Raw genomic sequence first — 20153 nt, forward strand, 5'->3', positions numbered from 1 at the left:
GTCTTCTGGATGCAAGCTCGAATGTAGAAGCAAGCCTTGCGGGGAGCCGTGAGCGATGCGCACAAATGCGCGATAAAGCGAAGCGGCCAATGTGACGCCAAGGCGAATCCAGGACCAACCCGGCACCGATCCGACGCGAGCACGACGAACCGCCGAAGCCAGGCGCGAATCGCGTGTCGAATCTCACGGCGAATTTCATGCCGCATGGCAGGCCGGATCTCAGGCCGTTGCGCGGAATCATCCGCGGGTTCGCATCGCGCGCCCCCGCACACGCAAGTTTCGTGTCTACTCGCGCCATTGCATTGCCTTGAGACCGCCGTGCTGAACCGTTCACTCGTCACCGTCCGTGTTGTCGCGCGCCCGCCTAGCGCCGCTCGCGCCGTCTCCGGCCGCGCGACTTTCGCCGTTCTCGCGCTCGCGGGACTCGTCGCCGCATGCGCCGCTCCGACACCGGGGCCGATGCAGCTCAAAGTGACGCAACAACAGCAACTCGTGCCGCCCGCGAACGACACGCTGCCCGTCTCGTTGCGCGTCGAGCGCGAGGAAGTGCTACAGGATGTGCTGAGCGCGGTCGGCGATGAAACCTACAGTTGCCGCAGAAGCGGCCCGACCCTCTCATGGACGCCCACCGGCGCGGAAGCGACGCTCGTCGATCAGGCCCGCAACAGCGTCGGCACGGTCATGCCGAACCGGATGTTCAACGCGTACGACGGCAGCTACGTGATCGGCCGCGTCGTCGGCGATGAGTCCGTCACGCCCGGCGCGCTGCCGTGGCAACGTCTCGCCACGCGCTTCAATACCGGCGAACGCACTGGCGAGGGACGCTTTGCGCGAACGACCTCGATCCAGCGCGTGTTGACCTCGGGCGGTCTGCCGCCGGACCCCGCATGCGGCCAGGAAGGTCTGTCGCTTTTCGTGCCGTATTCGGCGACCTATCTTTTCTATCGGGCAGCAGACCCGTCAGCGGTGGCCCCCTCGCCCGCTGACGCCGCCGCCGCGCCACCGCTGAACGCGGCATCCGCCGTGCAGTAGCACGCAACCGCGGCGCATCACACGTCGAAGCACACCGAGGCCCGTCGAAGCACTCGGCTCGAACGACGTGCCTATCGCGGCTTCTTTTTTCGTGGCCGGCAACGCCTCGGCGTCATTCGCACGCCGCGTGCGCCGCCTTTCGCTGCGGCGACCCGCGTTCTTCTTCCGCCTGCCGCTGTTCCTCTGCGATCAAGCGTTGCATGATGCGGCGCGCGTGCACCGCGCCGGCGTCGATCGGCAGCATCGCGGGACGCAGCGACCAGAAGTCGCGCTCGCCGATCGTCCGCTGCTGTGTCTCGAGCATCGGCAAGTCCTCGTCGCGAAACGGCGCGATCAGATTGCGCGCCGCCTGACGCACGAGCTCCGCGCCTTGCTCGCCCATGTCGCGAGGCAATCCGAACGCGAAAAAATAATGGGTGCTCGCGACGGACTCGGGCGTCAGCCAGTGTGCCGAGAGGCTCACGCGCGTCAGTTCCGGCACACCGCTCTCGCACACCGCGACGGCGATGCTCAGGAGACCCGGCGGCGTCCATCGCACATCGAGCTGACGGTCCGCGCGCGTGCCATGCGCCAGATTGAAAGCGCGCATCAGCATCGGTTGCAAGTGCTCGCCCGTGGCCTCGCGATGCACCGATACCGTCTCGCCGTCGACCGCCGCGCGCACCGTGCTGCGAGCCATTTCGTCGCTGCCGAGCGTACCGGCATGCAAGTACTGGAAGTGACTGAGATCGAGCAGGTTGTCGGCGCTCAACTGGTAGTTCGCCCGCGTAGGCAGATAGTTTTCGCTGGTGAAGTTGCGCAGCGGATCGAGAAAGTCGAAGGCCGGCAGCGGCGCTGTTTGCGCGCGCTCGGGATCGCCCGGCCAGAACCATACCGCGCCGTAACGCTCGCGGGTCGGATAGCACCGGGTGCGCGCATGCGCGGGTACGCGGCCGTCGCCGTGCGGATTGAACACGCAATGACCGTTCGATCCGAAACGCAGACCGTGATACGGGCAAGCCAGCGCGCCATCGACGACTTGCCCGCGCGAGAGCGGCGCGAAACGATGCGGACAGCGATCGTCGAGCGCGACGGCCTCGCCGCTGGCGTCGCGATATAACACGACCGGCTGGTCCAGCAGTGTGCGCGCGAACGGCGCTTGCGTCGTGACCTCGCTGGACAGCGCGGCGACATACCAGGCATTGAGCAGATACGGCATCGGGAATCTCCACGCGAATGCGCGCGCGGTTGTCCATTCGGTACGCAGCCGCATTCCGTGCCGATACTAAGGAAATCCGCCCGGCAATACGCTCAACAATACTCATATCGGCAAATAGCGCCGAATTGTCTATTGCTTCGCATTGGACGACGACGGATAAAACGCAAGGCGCGATACTGAATTGCGACAGGCTTTCGCCTATCGGCAACGGGCCATGAAAAATAGACGCGAACGGGTGCCCGGAAACGCGGCTTAAAACTTACGTTTAAATTACATAGCTGTAAGGTTGAGTGCCGATGCCTTGTAAACACGGCCTTTCCCGGCAATGACCAACCTTCTTGTTTGTAAGGTTCGCATCCGTGGCAGGCGATCGGCTTTACTGACACTCGAAAATATCCGCCCCTGGCGAGTGCCGAACTACGAAAAACAGGCGAACGCAAAATCGCCTTTTCGTGATTGATCTTTGCCGCCGGCAAATGGGGCCGCTCAAGAGAAACAATACGTTACATCCTTGATGCGCGGCTCCCTCTACTGTCGAATCACTCGCATTGCGTAACGCATAACGAGCGGTGCGCATCGCGTCGAAGACCGGTTCCATGAAGAACGTCCGCCCGCCGCTCACGAGTCGCCCGGGCGCATCGTATCGCACGGAGGAAAAATGAAACTTGCAGTGATGACCAGAAGCGCAACACTGTTCGGGTTGATCTGCCGCTGTTTTGAAGCCGATGGCGCCGTCTGTCACCGTTTCGCCGACGACGTCGCCTTCGCACGCGCCATCTATCGCGACGAATACAGCGCGATCCTGATCGACGCGGATACCGGTATCAGTCCGCTGCGGCCGGTGCTCGCGCGACGCGCGTGCTACTCGGACCGCCGTGCGCCCTTGATCGTGGTCGGCGGCGGCCACGACCGTGCCGGCATCGCGCGTTTGTTCGACGCCGGCGCCGACGACGTCGTCCTGTCGCCGGTCGATTCGCGCGAGTTGACGCTGCGCGTGCATCTCGCGCTGCTGCGCGTGCAGCTACAGGCCGCGGACAGCGGCGACCGGCTGGAATGCGGCCTCTACCGGCTCGACCGCCGCACGTGCACGGTGCACGTGAACGGCAAGGCGGTGCGGCTCACGTCGCGCGAATTCGCAATCGCATGGTTGCTGTTCTCGCATCCCGGCGAGTATGTGAGCCGCCGCCAGATCGCCGGCGCGGTCTGGAGCAGTTCGGAGGACATCATCGGACGCACGCTGGAGCAGCACATCTACAAGCTGCGCAAGAAGCTCGAACTCAATGGTCCGTGGGGCGTGCATTTGCGCACGCTGTACGCGCACGGTTACCGGATCGAGATCGCCGAGATGACGGATGCGCCGCTGGAGGAAGCCGACGCCGAAGCCGAAACCGAAACCGAAGTTGCTCACGCGGACACCGCATTCGAGCCGATGACGACAGCCGAACGCGCAGGCCCCGCATTCGAACGGATGGCGACAGCCGAACGCGCGGAGGCGGCGCTAGCCTGCCTCGAATCGATGCCCTGCACCACCCGCGCCGCCGATGCGCCGCCACCGCGCGCGGAGGTGCATGCGGCGGACAGCGTCGTCGCACGCACTGCGCCGTCGTGGAGCGATTCGGCGGGCGTCTTCTCGGCCTCGTCGAGCGTCGTCACGAAGGTGCCCTACACGCTGTGGGACGCGTTCCCCGGCATGCGCACGCGTGGCGGCACTTGAGCTTGCGATCGAGCATGAAAAGTCCGGCCCGCGCCCCGGCATACAGCCGCGCGACGCCGGCGACTTGAGCCAGCGATCGCGCAGTTTGCAATCCGCCCCGCGCCCCGACACGCAGCCGCGGCACACGCGCAACCAGGCGGCATGCAAGCGCGACACGAAAAACCGCGCCGCGCTTGCACGCCACCAAGCGGCTCAAAACTCGATGATGCGCGGCGACAGCAGGAACAGGCGTTCCATGTGGCTGCGCTCGTCGGCGCGATAACGGAACAACGCGCCGAGCAGCGGAATCTTCGACAGACCCGGCACGCCGGTTTCGCCGTTGGTCGCTGTATCGACCCGGTAGCCCGCGATCAGCAGGCTCTCGCCCTGGCCCACGAACGACTCGGTGTTGATCGTGCTCGTCGTGATCACCGGAATGTTGTCGACCTGCTGCGAGGTCACCGAGCCGTCCTCGATGTGCACGTTCAGCTTGATGCTCGTCTTGCCGTTGTCCTCGACGACGAGCGGCAGCACGCGCAGCGATACGCCGGTCGACACGCTATACAGATCCGCCGACGTGTAGCCCGACACGCGCACGAAGAAGCGCGTTTTCTGGTCCATCACCGCTTCGACGTTGTTGAGCGTCGCGACCTTCGGGCTCGCGTCGATCTTCGCGAGATTGCTCTGCTGCAACGCGTTCACGCGCGCGAGCAGATAGCGGCCCGCGCTGCCGAGCACGGCCGTCAGCGAGCCGCCGACCGGCGTGGTGCTGATCACGGTCGTGCCGTCGGCGAGCGTCTGCGTGCCGAAGATCGGATCGATGTTGCCGTTGTAGCCGTTCTGCTGGGTCGTGCCGTTGCCGGTCTGAAAATCGACGTGGCTGTTGTGCGCGCGCCAGTCGACGCCGATCTGCTTGAGCGCGTTGTCGTCGATTTCGATGATGTGCGCTTCGATCTCGATCAGGCGCGGCCTGACGTCGAGCTGGTCGATCAGGGTCTGGTACTGCGGCAGCCGCTGCGGCAGGTCGCGGATCAGCACGGAGTTCGTGCGCGGATCGGCTTCGATCACCGGCAGCGACTGGCTGCCGGAGACGGTCGTGTCGGCGGAGTCGTCATTGCCGCCCGAATTGCCGGCTGAGTTGCCGACGTTCTGCATGCCCGACGCGCCGCCCGCCGCCATGCCGTTCAACAGCCCGCCGATGCCCGGCGTGACGCCGCCGTTCGCCGTCATGCCCGCGGGCAACGGCGGATTCACGCCGCTGTTCTGGAAGCCGCCGCCGTCCATGCTGCCGGTGACGTCGCGCATCGGCTGCAGGCGGCGCATCGTCGGCTCCTTCGCGATGCGGCTGGTCGCCGCGTCGTAGCCGGACGCGTTGTCGCGCGACTGGCTGCGCGGGTGATACATGCTCGACAGCACGTTCGCCACGCCCGAGACCGTGACGGTCTTGCCGTCGATCTCCACGTTGTGATCGGCGGCCCACGCGTGACGCAACTGGAACACGCGAATCGACGAGCCCGAGCGTTGCGCCGCGTTCTCGTCGAGACGGCGCGCGATTTCCGCGACCAGTTGCACATACGGCTGCGGTCCGCTGACGAGCGCGGTGCCCTGGCTCTCGTCCCAGGTCACCGGAAAGCGCGGATTCTCGACGCGCAACTGGCTGAGCGCCGAACGCAGATCCGCCGCGCTCGCGTGATCGAGCTTGATCACGCGCCGCGTCACCGTGTTGACATCGCTGATCGACAGCACGCTGCCGTCGTAGAACCACACGAAGCCGAAGGTCGACGCAAGCGTGTCGAGAAAGCGTTGCGGCGGCATGTCGAAGCGTCCGCTCACGGTGCCGTGCACGTCGCCGGAAATGGTCGCCGGCACGCCCTGCCCCGCCGTGAAGTCGCGCAGCACGTCCTTCACGTCCTGCCCTTCGGCCGAGACATGAACGACGGAACTGCGCCAGTGAATCGCCGCCGCTTCGGCGCGCACGCCCAACAAAGCGGGCAATGCGATCGCGAGAGACGCCGCCAGCCGGACAGCGCGCATGAGCCGTTTCTTCTTCATGGGTTTCACGTTGGTCAAGGGTTAGCCGCGGCTCGGGAGGCCGCGAAACGATACGGAGCGGTGCGGGCCCGGCGCCGCGTTTCACAGACGGCGCGGCGCGCGCCGAACGCCATGCAACCGGTGCCGGCGATGCCAAATGTATCCAGGCGCATGCCGCACATTCTCAACAAATCTGACGGTTGGCCGTCATTTGAGAAGTGTTGAGGTTTCGGGCCCGGCTGTTTTCAACGGAAGCGGCTTTTTACCGGCCTGGCCGGCGCACCCGCGGCGGCGGCAGCGGCGGCAGGCTACTTCTTCGTGACGCCGGCGATCGTGCGCAACTGGTCGCCGAGGTTCGACAGCACGAGCTGATCGCGCACCTGATCGACGAAAATGCCGACGAACAGCGCGAGCATCAGCACCGTCAGCGCGCCCTTCACCGGCTGGCTCAGCGTCATCAGATCGAGCTTTTGCGCGGACTTCGCCGCGAAACCGAACGCGAAATCGACCAGCAGCAGCATCAGCATCATCGGCGCCGCGAGCTTCGCGGTGGTCTGCATCAACGAGTCGGTCTGCTGCAAGGCGAAGCTTTCCAGCACGTTGGCCGGCACCGGCGTGCTCGCCGTCAACGGCCACCAGTGATACGACTCGTACAGCGCGCCGAGCAGAAAGGTCATGCCGCCGAAGGTCCAGAACGCGACGCTCGCCACCTGGGCGAGCAGCGTGCCGGTCGGCGTCGACTGCTCCTCGCGCATCGGGTTCGTGATCTGCACGTTGTTGTAGCCGGTCAGGTCGTCGACGTAGGTCCCCGCGCTCTCCGCGACCCAGAACACGGTCGAGGCCGCGAAACCGAGCAGCAAGCCGATCCCCGCCTCGCGCAGACCGATCACCACCAGCGTCGTGCCGGAGAGCGACGTGAACAGCGACGCCGGCTGTCCATACGCGATGAACGAACTGAACAGCATGACGATGCCGTTGCGCACCACCCCTTGCAGGATGCCGTCAGCGGTCGGCGGGAACAGATACAGGATCACGAAGAGCCGCACCGAACACACGCCGAGCACGGTCAGCGACTGAATCAGCGTGGTGCCGAGTTGCGGCAGCGTGGTGAGGGATTCGTACATTCGGATGACTAGCGGCGATTGAACGGTGAGCGCACAGTGAGCTAACGATGAGCGGACGGTGAACAACGGACGCCGCGCGGTCACGCGGGCCGCGGCATCAACCGCAGGCGCGCGAGCGCGGTTTCCTCGGCGTCTTCATCGGCCTCGTCGGCGGCGTGCTGATCGAGCGAGCGCCGCAGCGTGGCGATGCGCTCGCGGCACAGATCCATCCGCCCGCGGTTGTTGGCGAGCGCGCGCGCCGCCGCGGCCAGTTCTTCGGCCGCGGCGCGCATCGCCGTCTCGAGCGCGGCCAGTTCGCTTTCCAATTGCTGCACGCGCGCGGCGACCACGTCCGCGTAACGCATCGTCGCGTTGAGGTCGGCAAGCTGGAATGCGCTGCCGCCGCTCATCATCCGCGCGACGCGCTCGCGATAGGCGCGCAGTTCGTCGCCTGCGAGTTCGACGCGCTCGCGTTGCGCGTCATGCCGGGCGACGGCCTGCGCATGTGCGTCGCGCCGCGCCGTCAACGCCGCCTGCAGCCGCGTGTCGAGCCGGCCGCGCCGGCTGACGGTATGGCCGAGCGCGGCGACGCGCCGCCGCGTGGTGTCCGGGTTCGGGGCCGCGCTCATCGCGTCAGCCTCGCGCCAGTTCGAACAGACGCGCCTCGGTGTCCTGCGGCGCCGCGAACTCGTGCGTCGCCTGCGAGAAGAACGCGCGGATCGCGTCGATCTTGCGGATCGCTTCGTCGGCGAGCGGATTGCCGCCCGGCTGATACTCGCCGATCTGCAACAGCATTTCGACCTCGCGATGCTTCGCCATCAGTTCGCGCAGCCGGGCGGCCGCCTGCACGTAGTCGGGCGTCATGACCTGCGGCATCACGCGCGACAGGCTCGCCAGCACGTCGATCGCCGGGTACTGATTCTTCGCGGCGATCTCGCGCGAGAGGATCATGTGGCCGTCGATGATGCCGCGCACTTCCTCGGCGATCGGATCGTTGGCGGATTCGTCCTCCGCCAGCACCGTGTAGAGCGCCGTGATGGAGCCATGCTCGCCCATGCCCGCGCGTTCGAGCAGGCGCGGCAGCTCGGCGAAGATCGACGGCGGAAAGCCGCGCCGCGCCGGCGGCTCGCCGGCGGCGAGACCGATCTCGCGCTGCGCGCGCGCGAAGCGCGTCAGCGAATCCATCATCAGCAGCACGCGCTGGCCTTGATCGCGGAAGTGTTCGGCGATCGCGGTGGCGACATACGCGGCCTTCGCGCGTTCGATCGACGAGCGGTCCGACGTCGCGCACACCACGATCGAGCGCTCCATGCCTTGCGGCCCGAGAATCAGCTCGACGAACTCGCGCACTTCGCGGCCCCGCTCGCCGATCAGCGCGATCACGGTCACGTCGCACTGCGCGCCGCGCGCGAACATGCCGAGCAGCGTGCTCTTGCCGACGCCGGCCGGCGCGAAGATGCCCATCCGCTGTCCCTCGGCGAGCGTCATCATGCCGTCCACGACGCGCACGCCCGTCGCCAGCGGCGTATCGATCATGCGCCGGCTCATCGGCGAAGGCGGACTCGCGAACACCGGCCGTTCCTCATCGGTGTCGATCGGCCCGAGCCCGTCGATCGGCTGACCGAGGCTGTCGATCACGCGCCCGAGCAACGCATCGCCGACCGGCACCGACAGCGAGCGTCCGAGGCCCACCACCCGCGTCGAGCGCGAAATGTCGGCGAGCCGCGAGAACGGCGAGAGCAGCGCGACATCGCGCGTGAAACCGATCACCTCGGCATGCTGCAGCAGTTCGCCGTTCGCGGCGCGCAGCTCGCACAGTTCGCCGAGCGTCACGTCGAGCCCGGCCACCTTGACGAGCGTGCCGATGACTTCCAGCACCTTGCCGGTGCGCGCGATGCTGGAGGTCGACAGGATCTCGTGTTCGATCGCGTCGGCGAACTGTTCGACGTCGAAGAGCGAATGCGGCTCGTCGTCGAAGCCGGAGTCCGCATCGGACACAGGGAGGTCGCGCGTCATGTTCATCGGGCGCTCATGTCGTTCGTGCGTCGCTCATGGGTGGTTCATGGGTGGCTCATGGATGATTCAGGCCGTGCCGGAATCGGCGAATGCGTCGGCGGGGTTTTCGTCGGGGTTGTCGTTGGCGTTGTCGTCGACCTCGCTGTGCGGCGCGAACGCATCGGCGGCGGCCTCCAGTTCATTCGCCGACTGCTTGAGCGCGCGCGACACCGCGAGCCGCATCGCGCGCATCTGCGTGGCGAGGCTCGCGTCGATCGCGCCGAAATCCGATTCGCACAGGCAACTGCCCGGCTCCAGCCGCTTATCGGCGACCACGGAGAGCGGGAAAGGCCGGCCCGATTCGCGCCAGCGTGCGGACAGCCGCTCGAACGCGATGCAGGCCTTGTCGTAGTCGACGGGACTGACGACGACCCGCAGCCACGTCGCGCCTTCGACGATCCGGTCCACCGCCGACAGCGCGCGCTCGAACAACTGGTCGGACTGCTGCACCTTCACGATCTGCTCGACGGCCACCGTCACGATGCCGGCAATACGCTCGCGCATCTTCAACTGCGCGCGGCGCTGATCCGCGCCCGCTTCACCGAGGCGCTCGACCCAGTCGGCGAGCGCGCGTTGCTCGCCGTCGCGGTAGCCGCGCTCGGCCGCGCGCTCGTATTCGTCGCGCGCATTCGCGAGTACGCCCGCCGCTTCGTCGTGCGCCGCCGCGACGATCGCCGCGGCTTCGTCGCGCGCGGCGGCGAGGATCGCCTCGCGATCCGCGGCGAGCTGCTCGTAGCCGTCGCCGATTTCCATCAACGCGCCGAACGCGGCGCGCGGCACCACGTCCTGATGCGCGCCGACGTGCGCGCTCGCCGCCTCGGGCAGCATCCGGTCCGACCTCAGCCAAATAACCATGCCCACTCCGGAAGCAGTTCGGGAAGCCGCGCGACCAGTTGCGCCGTGCCGGCCGCATCGAGTTCGCGCCCGCTCGCGCGCAGCCACGCCGCATCCGGCAACGCGTGCGGCAAGGCCAGCCGCAACAGCGGGCATGGCCTCGCGGCGGCCGGCGTGTCGCGGGCGAGCAGCGCGTAGCCTTCATACGCGAGCGTGTCCGCGTCGACCTCTTCGAGCGCGGGCAACTGTCCGCGCGAGACGAGGCGCGCCACATCGGGCGCATTCGCCGGGCCCGCCGCGCCTGACGCCGTCAACCGTTCGAGCGGCACGCCGACCCATTGCGCGAGGCGCTGACGGCTGCGTTTGTCGATCAGCTTGCGCACGTCCGCGCGCCGCAGCAGCAGCGCGCGCATGCGCAGCACGCGCACGCCGACCTCGACCGGCAAGGCGTCCAGCACGGCGGGGTTCGGCGCGCGCAACGTGTCGAAGCCGGGCGCGCTCACGTTGGTCGCGCGCAGCAGCGCGCGCGAGCAGGCGGCGACACATGCGCCGTGCGCGGTCGCGAGCGCGCCGCGCAGTCTGTCGAGCGACGCGCCCGACGCGCCGGCCGGCAGGTCGAGCGCCGCTTCGAACCACGACGGATGCGCCCAGCGCGCCGCTTCGCGCGCATTGCGCTCATAGGCGCCGAGCGCCGCCGCGGCGCGCGCGAACGGAAACGACGTCGACGGCGCCGTCATGTCGCCGATGACGATTTCGGCCGCCGCAGCCTGGCGAGCCACGCGCTAATTCGCGGACGAAGCCGGCTCGCCGCGCTGGTCACGGGCAGGCCGCGTTTGAGCCAGAGGAACAGGCTCGCCGCGCCGGCCACCAGCACGAGCGCGGCGGCCACGAGAATCGGCAGCGGCGCCGCCGCATGCATCTGCGACGGCTTCGACAGATCGACCGGATCGGCGGGCACGGTGGTCACGCTCACCGCGTCGTAGGTGAGCCCTTCGACGCTATGCATCACCAGCGTCTTGATCTGCGGCACCAGCGCGCTCGCATCCGAATCCGGCCGGTACTTGATGAACACCGACGCCGAGGACGGCTTGATCTGCTGCGCGAGCGGATCGTTGTTCGGCAAGACGATCTGCACGCGCGCGACGATCACGCCATCGATCTTCGACAGCGTCGACGACAGTTCCTGCGACAAGCCGTAGATGAAGCGCACGCGCTCCTCGGTCGGTGTCGACACGAGGCCGTCGCGCTTGAACAGGCTGCCGAGATCGTCGTAGCGGCTGTGCGGCAGGCCGCGCTCGCGCAGCACCTGCATCGCGCGCACCATCTGGTTGCCGTCGACTTCGAGCATCCACGTCTTGCCGGCGTCGGCGGTCGCCTTGGACGCGTCGATGCCCTGTTCGAGCAGCGCCACGACCATCTCGTTCGCGTCCTGTTCGGTCAGGTTGCGGTACAGCTCCTTGTTGCACCCGGCGAGCAGCACGCAGACGGCCAGCGCGGCGCAACATGCGCCGGTCCGCAGCGCGCGGCCCGTGACGAAGACACTCTGTGCGCGCATGGCCTACTGGTTCTTCATCAGGGTTTCGATCGACGATTTGGACGAGTTGACGACGCCCATCTTGGCCTGCATGTCGAGCTGGGTGGTCGCCAGTTCGAGCGTCGTCTTCATCGCGGCGGCGGTCATCTCGGGCAACGACATGTTGCCCGCCTGGCTCGACAACGCGACCACGTCGTTCACCGACTGCTGCAACTCCGCGTCCTGCGTGACCGCCATCCTGGCGATGACATTGGTGTTCATGTCGTCGCCGTGGACCGGCGCGGCCATGCGCGGGTTCTGCATCATCGAGGCGAAGCGCTCGCCGGCCTGCTGCAACGCCGGGTCCGCGCCGGGCTGCGTGGCCGGCATGGAGGTGGCGGCCTGCAATGCGGCCTCGAATTGTTTGCTCGTGACGGGAAGTGTCATGTTCAGCCTCTCATCGTTCGATGCCCGCCGGCTTCGGCGGGTCGTGCTCAGATGCGCAGGTAGCCCTGCTGCCCGACGACGTCGTTCTGCGCGGCGGCGGTGGCCGCGGGCGCCGCCACGGGTTGCGCGGATTCGTCGGGCAGTTCGTCGTTCAAGGTCGCGATGGAGAGCGGCACCTCGAAGGTGCCGCCGTTGCGGTAGGTGCGGATCGCCTCGCGCAGATCCTCGCGCGCCGACAGCGCGCGCACTAGCTGGCGCGTGTCGCGGTCGGGATTCTGCGCCAGCGCCGCGCTCGCCCATTGCTGCCAGCCGGTGTCGCCCTTGACGGACAGACAGAAGGCGAGCAGCGCCTTGGCATACGAGAAATGCGGCGCCTCCTCGATCACGCGCGAGAACACGCGGATCGCGTCGTCCCAATGGCCGCGCTGCATGTACAGCACCGCTTCCATCGTGTCCAGTTCCGCCACCTGCGGGCGCAGCAGGCGCAACGCGTCGAGCACCAGTTCGATGTCGTACGGATCGGCTTCGAGCGTCGGGAAATTGTTGAGCAGCGCGCAGGACAGGCTATCGATCAGACCGCCCACGATGGCCTGGCTGCAGTTGAGGTAGTTCGGCGTGACGGTACTCATGGCGCAAGACTCCTGCGGATGAACATGTCGATGGATACGTCGCGAACCGCTGCGGCACGAACGACGTCCAGCCCCGGCCCGCTCCATGCGAGAGCGATGCGCCCAGGATACCGGCTTCGCACCGCCGGCCAACCGCGCGACGCGAAGAGAACACAGTTCGCGCGAAGCAGGAAGCCAAGCAGGGAGAGAAGCAGGAAGAGAAGCGGAAAGCGCCGCGCGAGCCGCGCGGCGTCGCTTCGCTTGCCGCATGCGGGCTTCGCATCGGCTGCGCGCCGCGCCGCCGGCCCCGCTACCGTCAGGCTTCGAGTGCGCCAATCCGCGACACGGCACGGCCTCGCGCACCCGGCCAACAGACCGGACCTCCATGAGCGAACAGAAGACCGAACAGCCTACCGACAAACGGCTGCGCGACGCCCGCAAGGACGGCCAGATATCGAAAAGCACCGATCTGGTCGAGGCGGCGACGATGGCCGTGGTGATCGGTCTGCTCGCGCTCGCGTCGGCGAGCTTCGCCGGCGCGTTGCGCGCGATCGTGATCACCGCGCTCGATTTCGTGCCCGGCCGCCACGACGAGCCGCTGATGTTCGGCCGGCTCTTCGAGCTAGGCAAGGAGGCGCTCGTCATCGTCGTGCCGTGCGCCGGCGCGGCGGCGCTGGCGGCGATCGCCGCGCTGCTTCCGCAGGTCGGCTTCCAGGTCGCGACCAAACCCGTCGTGCCCGATCTGAACCACGCGAGCCCGATCGAGGGCGTCAAGCGGATCTTCTCGTGGCGCACGCTGATCGACCTCGCGAAGATGATGATCAAGGCGGCCGTGATCGGCGTCGTGATGTGGGTGACGATCCGCTGGATGCTGCCGCTCATCGTCGGCTCGCTGTATCAGCCGCTGCCGGAACTGTCGAAGCTGTTCTGGGCGTTGCTGGTGAAGCTCTTCATCGTCGCGGCCGCGGTGTTCGTCGTGATCGGCGTGGTAGACGTCAAGCTTCAGCGCGCGCTTTTCATGCGCAAGATGCGGATGTCCAAGGTCGAGGTGAAGCGCGAGCGCAAGCAGATGGACGGCGATCCGAAGATCAAGGCGGAACGCCGCAAGCTCGCGCGCGAATTCGCGACCACGGCGGCGCCGCAGCAGCGGGTCGGCTTCGCCAACGCGCTGATCGTCAATCCCACGCATTACGCGGTCGCGATCCGCTATGCGCCCGACGAACATCCGCTGCCGCTCGTGATCGCGCGCGGCATGGACGAAAGCGCCGCGCAACTGCGGCGCTTCGCGCGCGAGGCGAACGTGCCGATCATCGGCAATCCGCCGGTGGCGCGCGCGCTCTACAAGGTCGGCGTCGACGAGCCGATTCCCGACGAACTGTTCGAGACCGTCGCCGCGATCCTGCGCTGGGTCGATGCGATCGGCGCGCGGCGTGACGACGGCGACGACGGCCACGACAAGCAGCGCGCCGACATGGAGAATCGCGATGTTCAAGGCACTTAAGCTACCGGCAGGCGGTGAGATCGGCATCGCGATGCTGGTGGTCGCGATCATCTCGCTGATGATCCTGCCGCTGCCGCCGTTTCTCATCGATTTACTGCTCGCCATCAACATCACGATCAGCGTCACGCTGCTGATGGTGACCATGTACGTGCCGAACGTCGTATCGCTCTCGGTGTTTCCCTCGCTGCTGCTGTTCACCACGCTGTACCGCCTGTCGCTGAACATCGCGTCGACCAAGTCGATCCTGCTTCACGCCGACGCGGGCAACATCATCGAGAGTTTCGGCGAGCTCGTGGTGGGCGGCAATCTGGTGGTCGGCATGGTGGTGTTCGTCATCATCACGACCGTGCAGTTCATCGTGATCGCGAAGGGTTCGGAACGGGTCGCCGAAGTCGGCGCGCGCTTCACCCTCGACGCGTTGCCCGGCAAGCAGATGAGCATCGACGCCGACTTGCGCGCGAATCTGCTCTCGCCCGAAGAAGCGCGCCGCAAGCGCGCGACGCTCGCGGTCGAGAGCCAGTTGCACGGCGGCATGGACGGCGCGATGAAGTTCGTCAAGGGCGACGCGGTGGCCGGCCTCATCATCACGCTGATCAACATCATCGCCGGCATCGCGGTCGGCATCGCGTATCACGACATGAGCGCGGGCGAAGCCGCCAACCGCTTCTCGATCCTGTCGGTCGGCGACGCGATGGTCTCGCAGATTCCGTCGCTGCTGCTTTCCGTCGCCGCGGGCGTGATGATCACGCGCGTGTCCGACGAGCGCGACGCACGGCCGCTCTCGCTCGGCGACGAGATCGGCCGGCAGTTGTCGGCCAGCGCGCGCGCCCTCTACTTCGCGAGCCTGCTGCTGCTCGGCTTCGCCGCCGTACCCGGCTTTCCGTCGATGCTGTTCCTGCTGCTCGCCGCGATTCTCGCGTTCTCCGGCTATCGGCTGGGCAAACGTCAGCCGGCCGCGACCTCGCACGCGGGCGAGGCCGTCAGCGCGATGCAACGCGCCGGCTCGAAAGCCGACACGCCCGCGATCCTCACGCGCGCGCCGCAGTTCGCCTGCCCGCTCGGCGTGCGGATTTCGCCGGACCTCGTCGCGCGCCTGTCGAGCGCGGCGCTCGAGCGTTCGTTCGAAGCGGAGCGCGCCCGTCTGCAACAGGTGTTGGGCCTGCCGTTTCCCGGCATCACGATGTGGACGTGCGACACGCTGCCCGCCTCCAGTTGCGAACTGCTGATGCACGACGTGCCGTACTGCGCGATCGAACTGCCGCCGGGCAAGGTGATGCTGCCCGACCCGGCGCTGACGGGCACGCACGAACCGATGCCCGCCGAACTCGCGGCGCTCGCCGAGCGCGGCGAGAAACGGCGCGGGCTCGACGGCGGCGCGGGGCCGACCTGGTGGATCGACGAAAAAACGCTGCCGCCGAAGATGTCCGCGTGGCGCGCGGAGCAGGTGATCGCGCATGCGTCGGTGGCGATGCTGCGTCGGCACGCGTCGCTCTTTCTCGGCATCCAGGAGGTGCAATGGATTCTCGACCAGCAGAACGCCGAGTATCCGGGCCTCGTCGCCGAAGTGCAGAAAGTGCTGCCGCCGCAGCGCATCGCCGACGTGCTGCGCCGGCTGCTCGAAGAACAGATCTCGATTCGCAACGTGCGCAACATTCTCGAAAGTCTCGTGGTGTGGGGCGCGAAAGAGAAAGACATGCTGATGCTCACCGAGTACGTGCGCGGCGACCTCGCGCGCTTTCTCGCGCATCGCGCGGCGGCGGGAAGCCGGCAACTGCCCGCGGTGCTGCTGGATCTGCCGGTCGAGCAGCACATCCGCCAGGCGATCAAGCAGACGCCCACCGGCAATTTCCTCGCGCTGCCGCCCGACGAAGTCGGCTTCCTGATCGACCGGATCCAGTCGTTCGTCGGCGACACCCCGCGCGAAGGCGTCGCGCTCGTCACGTCGATGGACATTCGCCGCTACGTGCGGCGCATGATCGAGGCGCGGCTCGGCTGGCTGTCGGTCTACTCGTATCAGGAACTCGGCGACCATGTCGAACTGCAGCCGCTCGGCCGCGTGACCATCTAGCGCAACGGCCCGCACGCACATGGCGATCATCGAACCGCGTCCGCTGCGCATCATTCCGTCCGCCGCCGATACGCATCCGGCCGCGGATGCGGCGCGCGCGCGCCGCTTCGATTACGCGGCGCTGGTGCGGCGCGGGCGCGCGCCACGGCCGCCCGCCGAAGCCGGTGAAAGCGCCGGGTCCGCGCCCGCCGATGCCTCGGGCAGCGAGGCGGACAGCCGCCGCGCCCAGGCCGGCTGGCTCGCGGATGGACAGGACGACGAGGCCCAGGCCGAAGCGCAGGCGAGCGCTGACGACACCTGCGCGCCCGACGCCGGCGCACTCGCCCACGAAGCGTTGCTGCGCCGGCTGCCGGGCGCCACGCTTCCGGCCATCGACGCACTGTTTCGCACCCAGGGCCATTTTCTCGAACTCGCGCGTTCGCTGGCGCGCGAAGTCGCGGGCTTCTGCGGCGACCCCGCCGTCGCGGACGCCGGCAACTGGGAGGTACGCATGCCGCTCGATAGCCGCATCCTGCCGGACACGACGCTGTATCTGTCTCTTTCGCGTTTCCTGTTGTCGCTTCGGTTCGACACGGGCGGCATCGAGACCCGGCAGCTACTCTTCGACCACAGTGCCATGCTCGAACGCGAGCTGGACTCGCTTCTACGCGCGTGGGGCACGCCCCGCGATATCGAACTGACGGTGTGGTGAGCGCACCGTTTTCCAGGCCGACGCTGGCCGTCACTTCCGCCGACCGCTGCATGGATTATTCGATCGTCGAAATGCCGGGCGCCGACGTTGCCGGAGCGCAACCCGCGGATGCCGCTCACGGCGCTCTTGGCGCTCATGGCGCAAACACCGCCGCCGCGCCGATCACCGCGTTGCCGATCCGCGCGGTGCCGCCGCTCGCGGCGCGCGCCGCGCGGCTCGTGTGCAACGCGCGGACCGCGCAGCTTCTCGGGCATGCGGCGGGCGTCAACGAATGGCAGGCCACGGTCGATGTCTCGCCCTCTCAGCCTCACGCGCGCTTCGAGCAGCCCGGCACGCTCGAACTCGCGCATCCGTCCGGCGAGATCCGGGTCCTGTTCGACCTCGCCGCGCATCCGGCGCTCGAGATCGCCGCGTCTCCGGCCGGCCAGGGTCCGGCCGTGCCCGGCGACACCGCCCGCGCGCTGCGCGCCGCAGTGGCCGGCGTGCTGCTCGATCCGTTGCTGCAGCGGCTCGCGTCGCTCGGGCTGACGGGCGTGCATGTCGCGCAACTGGTGCGAGGCGCGCCGCGCGAGGCCGCCTCCGCCGAGGTCGCCGCGATCGATCTGACGTTCACTTTCGACGGCCGGCCTTACGCGGCCCGCGTTCTGCTTGGCCGCGCGTTGCTCGACACGCTCGAAGCCTTGCATGGGACGCGCAGCGCGGCGCTCGCCGCCGCGACACGCGCGTTGGCGAGCTCGCCGGAACGTTCCGCGGGTCTTGCCGGCAGCCTCATACCGGGAAGGCTGATACTCGGCCGGCGGCGGCTGCCGGTCGACACGCTGCGCGCGCTCGCCCCCGGCGACGTGCTGCTGCGCTCGCTCGCCGGCACGCTGCGCACGGTGCTCGCCCGCGCCGGCGAGGGCGCGAGGGAAGCCGCCACCGGCATCGTGGCCTGGGGCACCCCCGGCCTGATGCGGGTCCATGCACCGGTCAGCATCGACGGTCTCACGCTATCCATCACGAAGGAGCCCACCATGACCGATGAGCTGGATCCCGTTCGTCCGGACGATCTGCTTGCGCCCGATCAACACGCCAACGCGATCGAAATCGGCGAACTCGATCTACCCGTCCAGTTCGAAGTGGATACCGTGGCGCTGCCGCTCTCGCAGCTCTACGCGTTGCGCCCCGGCTATGTGCTCGAACTGCCGACGCCCGTGGCCGACGCGCAGCTCAAGCTCGTCACGCACGGCCAGACGATCGGCTACGGCGAACTCGTCACGGTCGGCGATCACCTCGGCATACGGATTCTGCGCATGGCGCACGGCGATGGTCCAGTTCAGTGACTTCACGGGCCTGCTGATCGTCATCATCGCGATCAGCCTCGTGCCCTTCGTCGCGATGGTGGTGACCTCCTACGCCAAGATCGTCGTGGTGCTCGGCCTGCTGCGCAATGCGCTCGGCGTGCAGCAGGTGCCGCCGAACATGGTGTTGAACGGCATCGCGATTCTGGTGTCGCTGTACGTGATGGCGCCCGTCGGCATGCAGGCGATGCAGTCGATGCAGGGCCAGCCGGTGGCCGGGCAGCCGACCCAGGCGCTGATCCAGGTGTTCAGCGCCGCGCGCGAGCCGTTCCGCGTGTTCCTGCAAAAGCATACGAACGAGCGCGAGAAGCGCTTTTTCATGCGCTCGGCGAACGTGGTGTGGCCGAAGGAGAACGCGGCCAGCCTGCGTGAAAACGACCTGATCGTGCTCGCGCCCGCCTTCACGCTCACCGAACTGACCGACGCCTTCAAGATCGGCTTTCTGCTTTACATCGCGTTCATCGTGATCGACCTGATCATCGCCAACGTGTTGCTCGCGATGGGCCTCAACCAGGTGACGCCGACCAACGTGGCGATCCCGTTCAAGCTGCTGTTGTTCGTCGTGATGGACGGCTGGTCGACGTTGATTCACGGCCTCGTGATGACCTACCGCTAGCGCGGCATCGCACTTATCGCACTGACTCGCGGAAACTGCTCGCATGGATATCGACACGCTTGTTCGCTTCACGACCCAGGGCATGCTGCTGTGCATGTACGTGTCGCTGCCGATCGTGATCGTCGCGGCGCTGGTGGGTCTGGCCGTGTCGTTTCTGCAGGCGATCACGTCGATGCAGGATCAGACGCTGTCGCATGGCGTGAAGCTGATCGCCGTGACGATCGCGATCGTGATCGCCGCGCCGTTCTCGGCGGCCGCCATCCTGCACTTCGCCAACGAAATCATGCACACGGCGGTGCCGCAATGACGCGGATCTCCACGCCGTCCCCCGCGCCGGCGGACCAGCCCGAACTCGCGCGCGAACAGGCCCGCAACGATGCGGGCACACGCGCCGGCGCGCAGTTCGCCGCGCTGTATCGCGGCACGACCCGCTTCGCCTATGCACGCACGCGCAGCGCGAGCGCGCGCCGCGCGTTGCTCGCGCGGAAGCTCCGCATGGCGGTGCCGCGGCCCCTCGTGGCCGCCGGCGAACCGGCGCGCGGCGCGGGCGCGGGAGGCAGCGGGCGGATCACGCGCGACGGCGGCGGAGGAAGCGGCGGCCAGTCACAGCATGGGCACGATGGCGGCGACAGCGGCGGTAACGGCAACGGACGCGGCGGCGCGGCATCGTCGCGCGGCGAGGTCGGCATACGCAGCAGCGGCAAGACCGAAGTGCCGCTGCCCCGGCGCGGCGCGTTGCAGACGTTCGCGGCCTCGCAGCCGCCGGATGCGGATCTGTCGCACACATTGCCGAAGCTGTGGTGCGACGCGCTGCTCGCGTTGCGAGACGAGCTTGCGGTCAATCCCGAAGCGCGGCTCGATGCGCGTGTGCATGAGCGCTTCATCGATCTGCTTACTGTGCAGCGGCAGTTGGGCGGGGCCGACGCGGCTAGCGGCATCGACGGCGACCTGGGCGCGTGGCGTCAGCGTCTGATCGACGCCAGCTCGGCGCGGGCGCAGCCGCCGAAGACGATGTCCGCTGCCAGAGTGGCGCCAGGAGAGCCCGGACGCGTCGGACGTCTGAACCTGCTGATGCTGCCGCTGCTGCTGATGTACAGCCGGCCGGCGACGCCCGCGATGCGCGAGCGCGCGCTCAACCTCCGCACGCTTCAGCGCGGCGCGGCCGTCGCGGCCGGTGCGGCGGACAAATCGCGCTGACGATACGCCGCGCAGTTTCGCATTCCTGGTACGCGCGTCACATTGCGCGCGAGGCCATCGTGCCGCACGCGTCGCTGCCGGTGCGCGCGACCCATCGCGCCGACGCCGACGCCGACGCCGACATAAGGCCAACCGTGACGCCGCGCAGTTTCGCATTCCTGGTACCCGCTTCGCATTGCGTGCTTGCCCGTCATGTCGGACCGCTAGAGTAGGTGTCGATCGGCGC

At 67.7% G+C, this 20153-nt stretch carries 19 protein-coding genes; 9 read left to right on the forward strand and 10 right to left on the reverse strand.

Annotation, left to right across the window (positions count from 1 at the left end; translation table 11 throughout):
• Nucleotides 1–318 precede the first annotated feature (318 nt).
• Nucleotides 319–1032, forward strand: coding sequence for a DUF3455 domain-containing protein (locus tag ACOCG7_RS07320; protein WP_421377461.1), 714 nt, complete (start codon nt 319–321; stop codon nt 1030–1032).
• A 112-nt stretch (nt 1033–1144) separates the two neighbouring features.
• On the opposite strand, the gene ACOCG7_RS07325 is transcribed toward ACOCG7_RS07320, so the two are convergent.
• Nucleotides 1145–2230: a Rieske 2Fe-2S domain-containing protein gene (locus tag ACOCG7_RS07325; RefSeq protein ID WP_421377463.1), complete on the reverse strand. Its 1086-nt coding sequence runs from the start codon at nt 2228–2230 to the stop codon at nt 1145–1147.
• A gap of 658 nt (nt 2231–2888) precedes the next feature.
• Between ACOCG7_RS07325 and ACOCG7_RS07330 the strand changes: the two genes are divergently transcribed.
• Nucleotides 2889–3944: a response regulator transcription factor gene (locus ACOCG7_RS07330; protein WP_421377465.1), complete on the forward strand. Its 1056-nt coding sequence runs from the start codon at nt 2889–2891 to the stop codon at nt 3942–3944.
• A 192-nt stretch (nt 3945–4136) separates the two neighbouring features.
• On the opposite strand, the gene sctC is transcribed toward ACOCG7_RS07330, so the two are convergent.
• The 9 genes from sctC to ACOCG7_RS07375 all read right to left on the reverse strand — a co-directional run bounded on the left by sctC (nt 4137) and on the right by ACOCG7_RS07375 (nt 12535).
• Entirely contained in the window at nt 4137–5975 is a 1839-nt protein-coding gene (sctC, locus tag ACOCG7_RS07335) for a type III secretion system outer membrane ring subunit SctC (protein WP_154873305.1), read from the reverse strand.
• Between the two features lie 287 nt (nt 5976–6262).
• The gene (gene sctT, locus ACOCG7_RS07340) at nt 6263–7078 is read right to left on the reverse strand and encodes a type III secretion system export apparatus subunit SctT (RefSeq protein WP_073428333.1); all 816 of its coding nucleotides are present in this window, start codon (nt 7076–7078) and stop codon (nt 6263–6265) included.
• Between the two features lie 80 nt (nt 7079–7158).
• A complete protein-coding gene (locus ACOCG7_RS07345) occupies nt 7159–7686 on the reverse strand; it encodes a type III secretion protein (RefSeq protein ID WP_073428334.1) in 528 nt (175 codons plus the stop codon).
• 4 nt (nt 7687–7690) lie between these two features.
• Nucleotides 7691–9073: a type III secretion system ATPase SctN gene (sctN, locus tag ACOCG7_RS07350; RefSeq protein WP_421377586.1), complete on the reverse strand. Its 1383-nt coding sequence runs from the start codon at nt 9071–9073 to the stop codon at nt 7691–7693.
• A gap of 66 nt (nt 9074–9139) precedes the next feature.
• Nucleotides 9140–9967 (reverse strand): type III secretion system stator protein SctL, encoded by an 828-nt coding sequence (gene sctL, locus ACOCG7_RS07355; RefSeq protein WP_421377468.1) that lies wholly within the window; start codon nt 9965–9967, stop codon nt 9140–9142.
• Nucleotides 9952–10725, reverse strand: a complete 774-nt coding sequence (locus tag ACOCG7_RS07360) for a type III secretion protein HrpB4 (protein WP_421377470.1) — start codon at nt 10723–10725, stop codon at nt 9952–9954. The genes sctL and ACOCG7_RS07360 overlap by 16 nt, the downstream gene beginning before the upstream one ends.
• Nucleotides 10680–11501 carry a type III secretion system inner membrane ring lipoprotein SctJ gene (gene sctJ, locus ACOCG7_RS07365; protein WP_154873302.1) on the reverse strand — a complete coding sequence of 274 codons (822 nt, stop codon included), beginning with the start codon at nt 11499–11501 and terminating at the stop codon, nt 10680–10682. The genes ACOCG7_RS07360 and sctJ overlap by 46 nt, the downstream gene beginning before the upstream one ends.
• A gap of 3 nt (nt 11502–11504) precedes the next feature.
• A complete protein-coding gene (locus ACOCG7_RS07370; protein WP_073428336.1) occupies nt 11505–11906 on the reverse strand; it encodes a type III secretion protein HrpB2 in 402 nt (133 codons plus the stop codon).
• Nucleotides 11907–11953: 47 nt separating this feature from the next.
• Nucleotides 11954–12535, reverse strand: a complete 582-nt coding sequence (locus ACOCG7_RS07375; RefSeq protein ID WP_073428337.1) for an HrpB1 family type III secretion system apparatus protein — start codon at nt 12533–12535, stop codon at nt 11954–11956.
• A 364-nt stretch (nt 12536–12899) separates the two neighbouring features.
• Between ACOCG7_RS07375 and sctU the strand changes: the two genes are divergently transcribed.
• The 7 genes from sctU to ACOCG7_RS07410 are packed head-to-tail and all read left to right on the forward strand — an operon-like array spanning nt 12900 to nt 19927.
• Nucleotides 12900–14015 carry a type III secretion system export apparatus subunit SctU gene (sctU, locus tag ACOCG7_RS07380; RefSeq protein ID WP_421377473.1) on the forward strand — a complete coding sequence of 372 codons (1116 nt, stop codon included), beginning with the start codon at nt 12900–12902 and terminating at the stop codon, nt 14013–14015.
• Nucleotides 13999–16083, forward strand: coding sequence for a type III secretion system export apparatus subunit SctV (gene sctV / locus ACOCG7_RS07385; protein ID WP_073428339.1), 2085 nt, complete (start codon nt 13999–14001; stop codon nt 16081–16083). The genes sctU and sctV overlap by 17 nt, the downstream gene beginning before the upstream one ends.
• A 19-nt stretch (nt 16084–16102) precedes the next feature.
• Nucleotides 16103–16774: a type III secretion system protein SctP gene (gene sctP / locus ACOCG7_RS07390; protein WP_310133127.1), complete on the forward strand. Its 672-nt coding sequence runs from the start codon at nt 16103–16105 to the stop codon at nt 16772–16774.
• Entirely contained in the window at nt 16771–18096 is a 1326-nt protein-coding gene (sctQ, locus tag ACOCG7_RS07395; RefSeq protein ID WP_421377476.1) for a type III secretion system cytoplasmic ring protein SctQ, read from the forward strand. Before sctP ends, sctQ begins: the two co-directional genes overlap by 4 nt.
• Nucleotides 18080–18730, forward strand: coding sequence for a type III secretion system export apparatus subunit SctR (sctR, locus tag ACOCG7_RS07400; protein ID WP_421377478.1), 651 nt, complete (start codon nt 18080–18082; stop codon nt 18728–18730). Before sctQ ends, sctR begins: the two co-directional genes overlap by 17 nt.
• A gap of 43 nt (nt 18731–18773) precedes the next feature.
• Nucleotides 18774–19037, forward strand: coding sequence for a type III secretion system export apparatus subunit SctS (gene sctS / locus ACOCG7_RS07405; protein WP_073428342.1), 264 nt, complete (start codon nt 18774–18776; stop codon nt 19035–19037).
• Nucleotides 19034–19927 (forward strand): hypothetical protein, encoded by an 894-nt coding sequence (locus tag ACOCG7_RS07410; protein ID WP_421377480.1) that lies wholly within the window; start codon nt 19034–19036, stop codon nt 19925–19927. Before sctS ends, ACOCG7_RS07410 begins: the two co-directional genes overlap by 4 nt.
• Nucleotides 19928–20153: the final 226 nt, after the last annotated feature.

Source organism: Paraburkholderia sp. DD10, from assembly GCF_049177125.1.
GTDB classification, from domain to species: Bacteria; Pseudomonadota; Gammaproteobacteria; order Burkholderiales; family Burkholderiaceae; genus Paraburkholderia; species Paraburkholderia terricola.

What these genes read in the sequence shown, in the direction of transcription:
- ACOCG7_RS07375 (WP_073428337.1), bottom strand. Translation starts at nt 12,535, where the DNA reads ATGAGTACCGTCACGCCGAACTACCTCAACTGCAGCCAGGCCATCGTG.
- sctJ (WP_154873302.1), bottom strand. Translation starts at nt 11,501, where the DNA reads ATGCGCGCACAGAGTGTCTTCGTCACGGGCCGCGCGCTGCGGACCGGC.
- sctS (WP_073428342.1), top strand. Translation starts at nt 18,774, where the DNA reads ATGGATATCGACACGCTTGTTCGCTTCACGACCCAGGGCATGCTGCTG.
- sctL (WP_421377468.1), bottom strand. Translation starts at nt 9,967, where the DNA reads ATGGTTATTTGGCTGAGGTCGGACCGGATGCTGCCCGAGGCGGCGAGC.
- sctP (WP_310133127.1), top strand. Translation starts at nt 16,103, where the DNA reads ATGGCGATCATCGAACCGCGTCCGCTGCGCATCATTCCGTCCGCCGCC.
- sctR (WP_421377478.1), top strand. Translation starts at nt 18,080, where the DNA reads ATGGTCCAGTTCAGTGACTTCACGGGCCTGCTGATCGTCATCATCGCG.
- sctU (WP_421377473.1), top strand. Translation starts at nt 12,900, where the DNA reads ATGAGCGAACAGAAGACCGAACAGCCTACCGACAAACGGCTGCGCGAC.
- sctC (WP_154873305.1), bottom strand. Translation starts at nt 5,975, where the DNA reads ATGAAGAAGAAACGGCTCATGCGCGCTGTCCGGCTGGCGGCGTCTCTC.
- ACOCG7_RS07325 (WP_421377463.1), bottom strand. Translation starts at nt 2,230, where the DNA reads ATGCCGTATCTGCTCAATGCCTGGTATGTCGCCGCGCTGTCCAGCGAG.
- ACOCG7_RS07345 (WP_073428334.1), bottom strand. Translation starts at nt 7,686, where the DNA reads ATGAGCGCGGCCCCGAACCCGGACACCACGCGGCGGCGCGTCGCCGCG.
- sctN (WP_421377586.1), bottom strand. Translation starts at nt 9,073, where the DNA reads ATGACGCGCGACCTCCCTGTGTCCGATGCGGACTCCGGCTTCGACGAC.
- sctT (WP_073428333.1), bottom strand. Translation starts at nt 7,078, where the DNA reads ATGTACGAATCCCTCACCACGCTGCCGCAACTCGGCACCACGCTGATT.
- ACOCG7_RS07410 (WP_421377480.1), top strand. Translation starts at nt 19,034, where the DNA reads ATGACGCGGATCTCCACGCCGTCCCCCGCGCCGGCGGACCAGCCCGAA.
- ACOCG7_RS07370 (WP_073428336.1), bottom strand. Translation starts at nt 11,906, where the DNA reads ATGACACTTCCCGTCACGAGCAAACAATTCGAGGCCGCATTGCAGGCC.
- sctV (WP_073428339.1), top strand. Translation starts at nt 13,999, where the DNA reads ATGTTCAAGGCACTTAAGCTACCGGCAGGCGGTGAGATCGGCATCGCG.
- ACOCG7_RS07330 (WP_421377465.1), top strand. Translation starts at nt 2,889, where the DNA reads ATGAAACTTGCAGTGATGACCAGAAGCGCAACACTGTTCGGGTTGATC.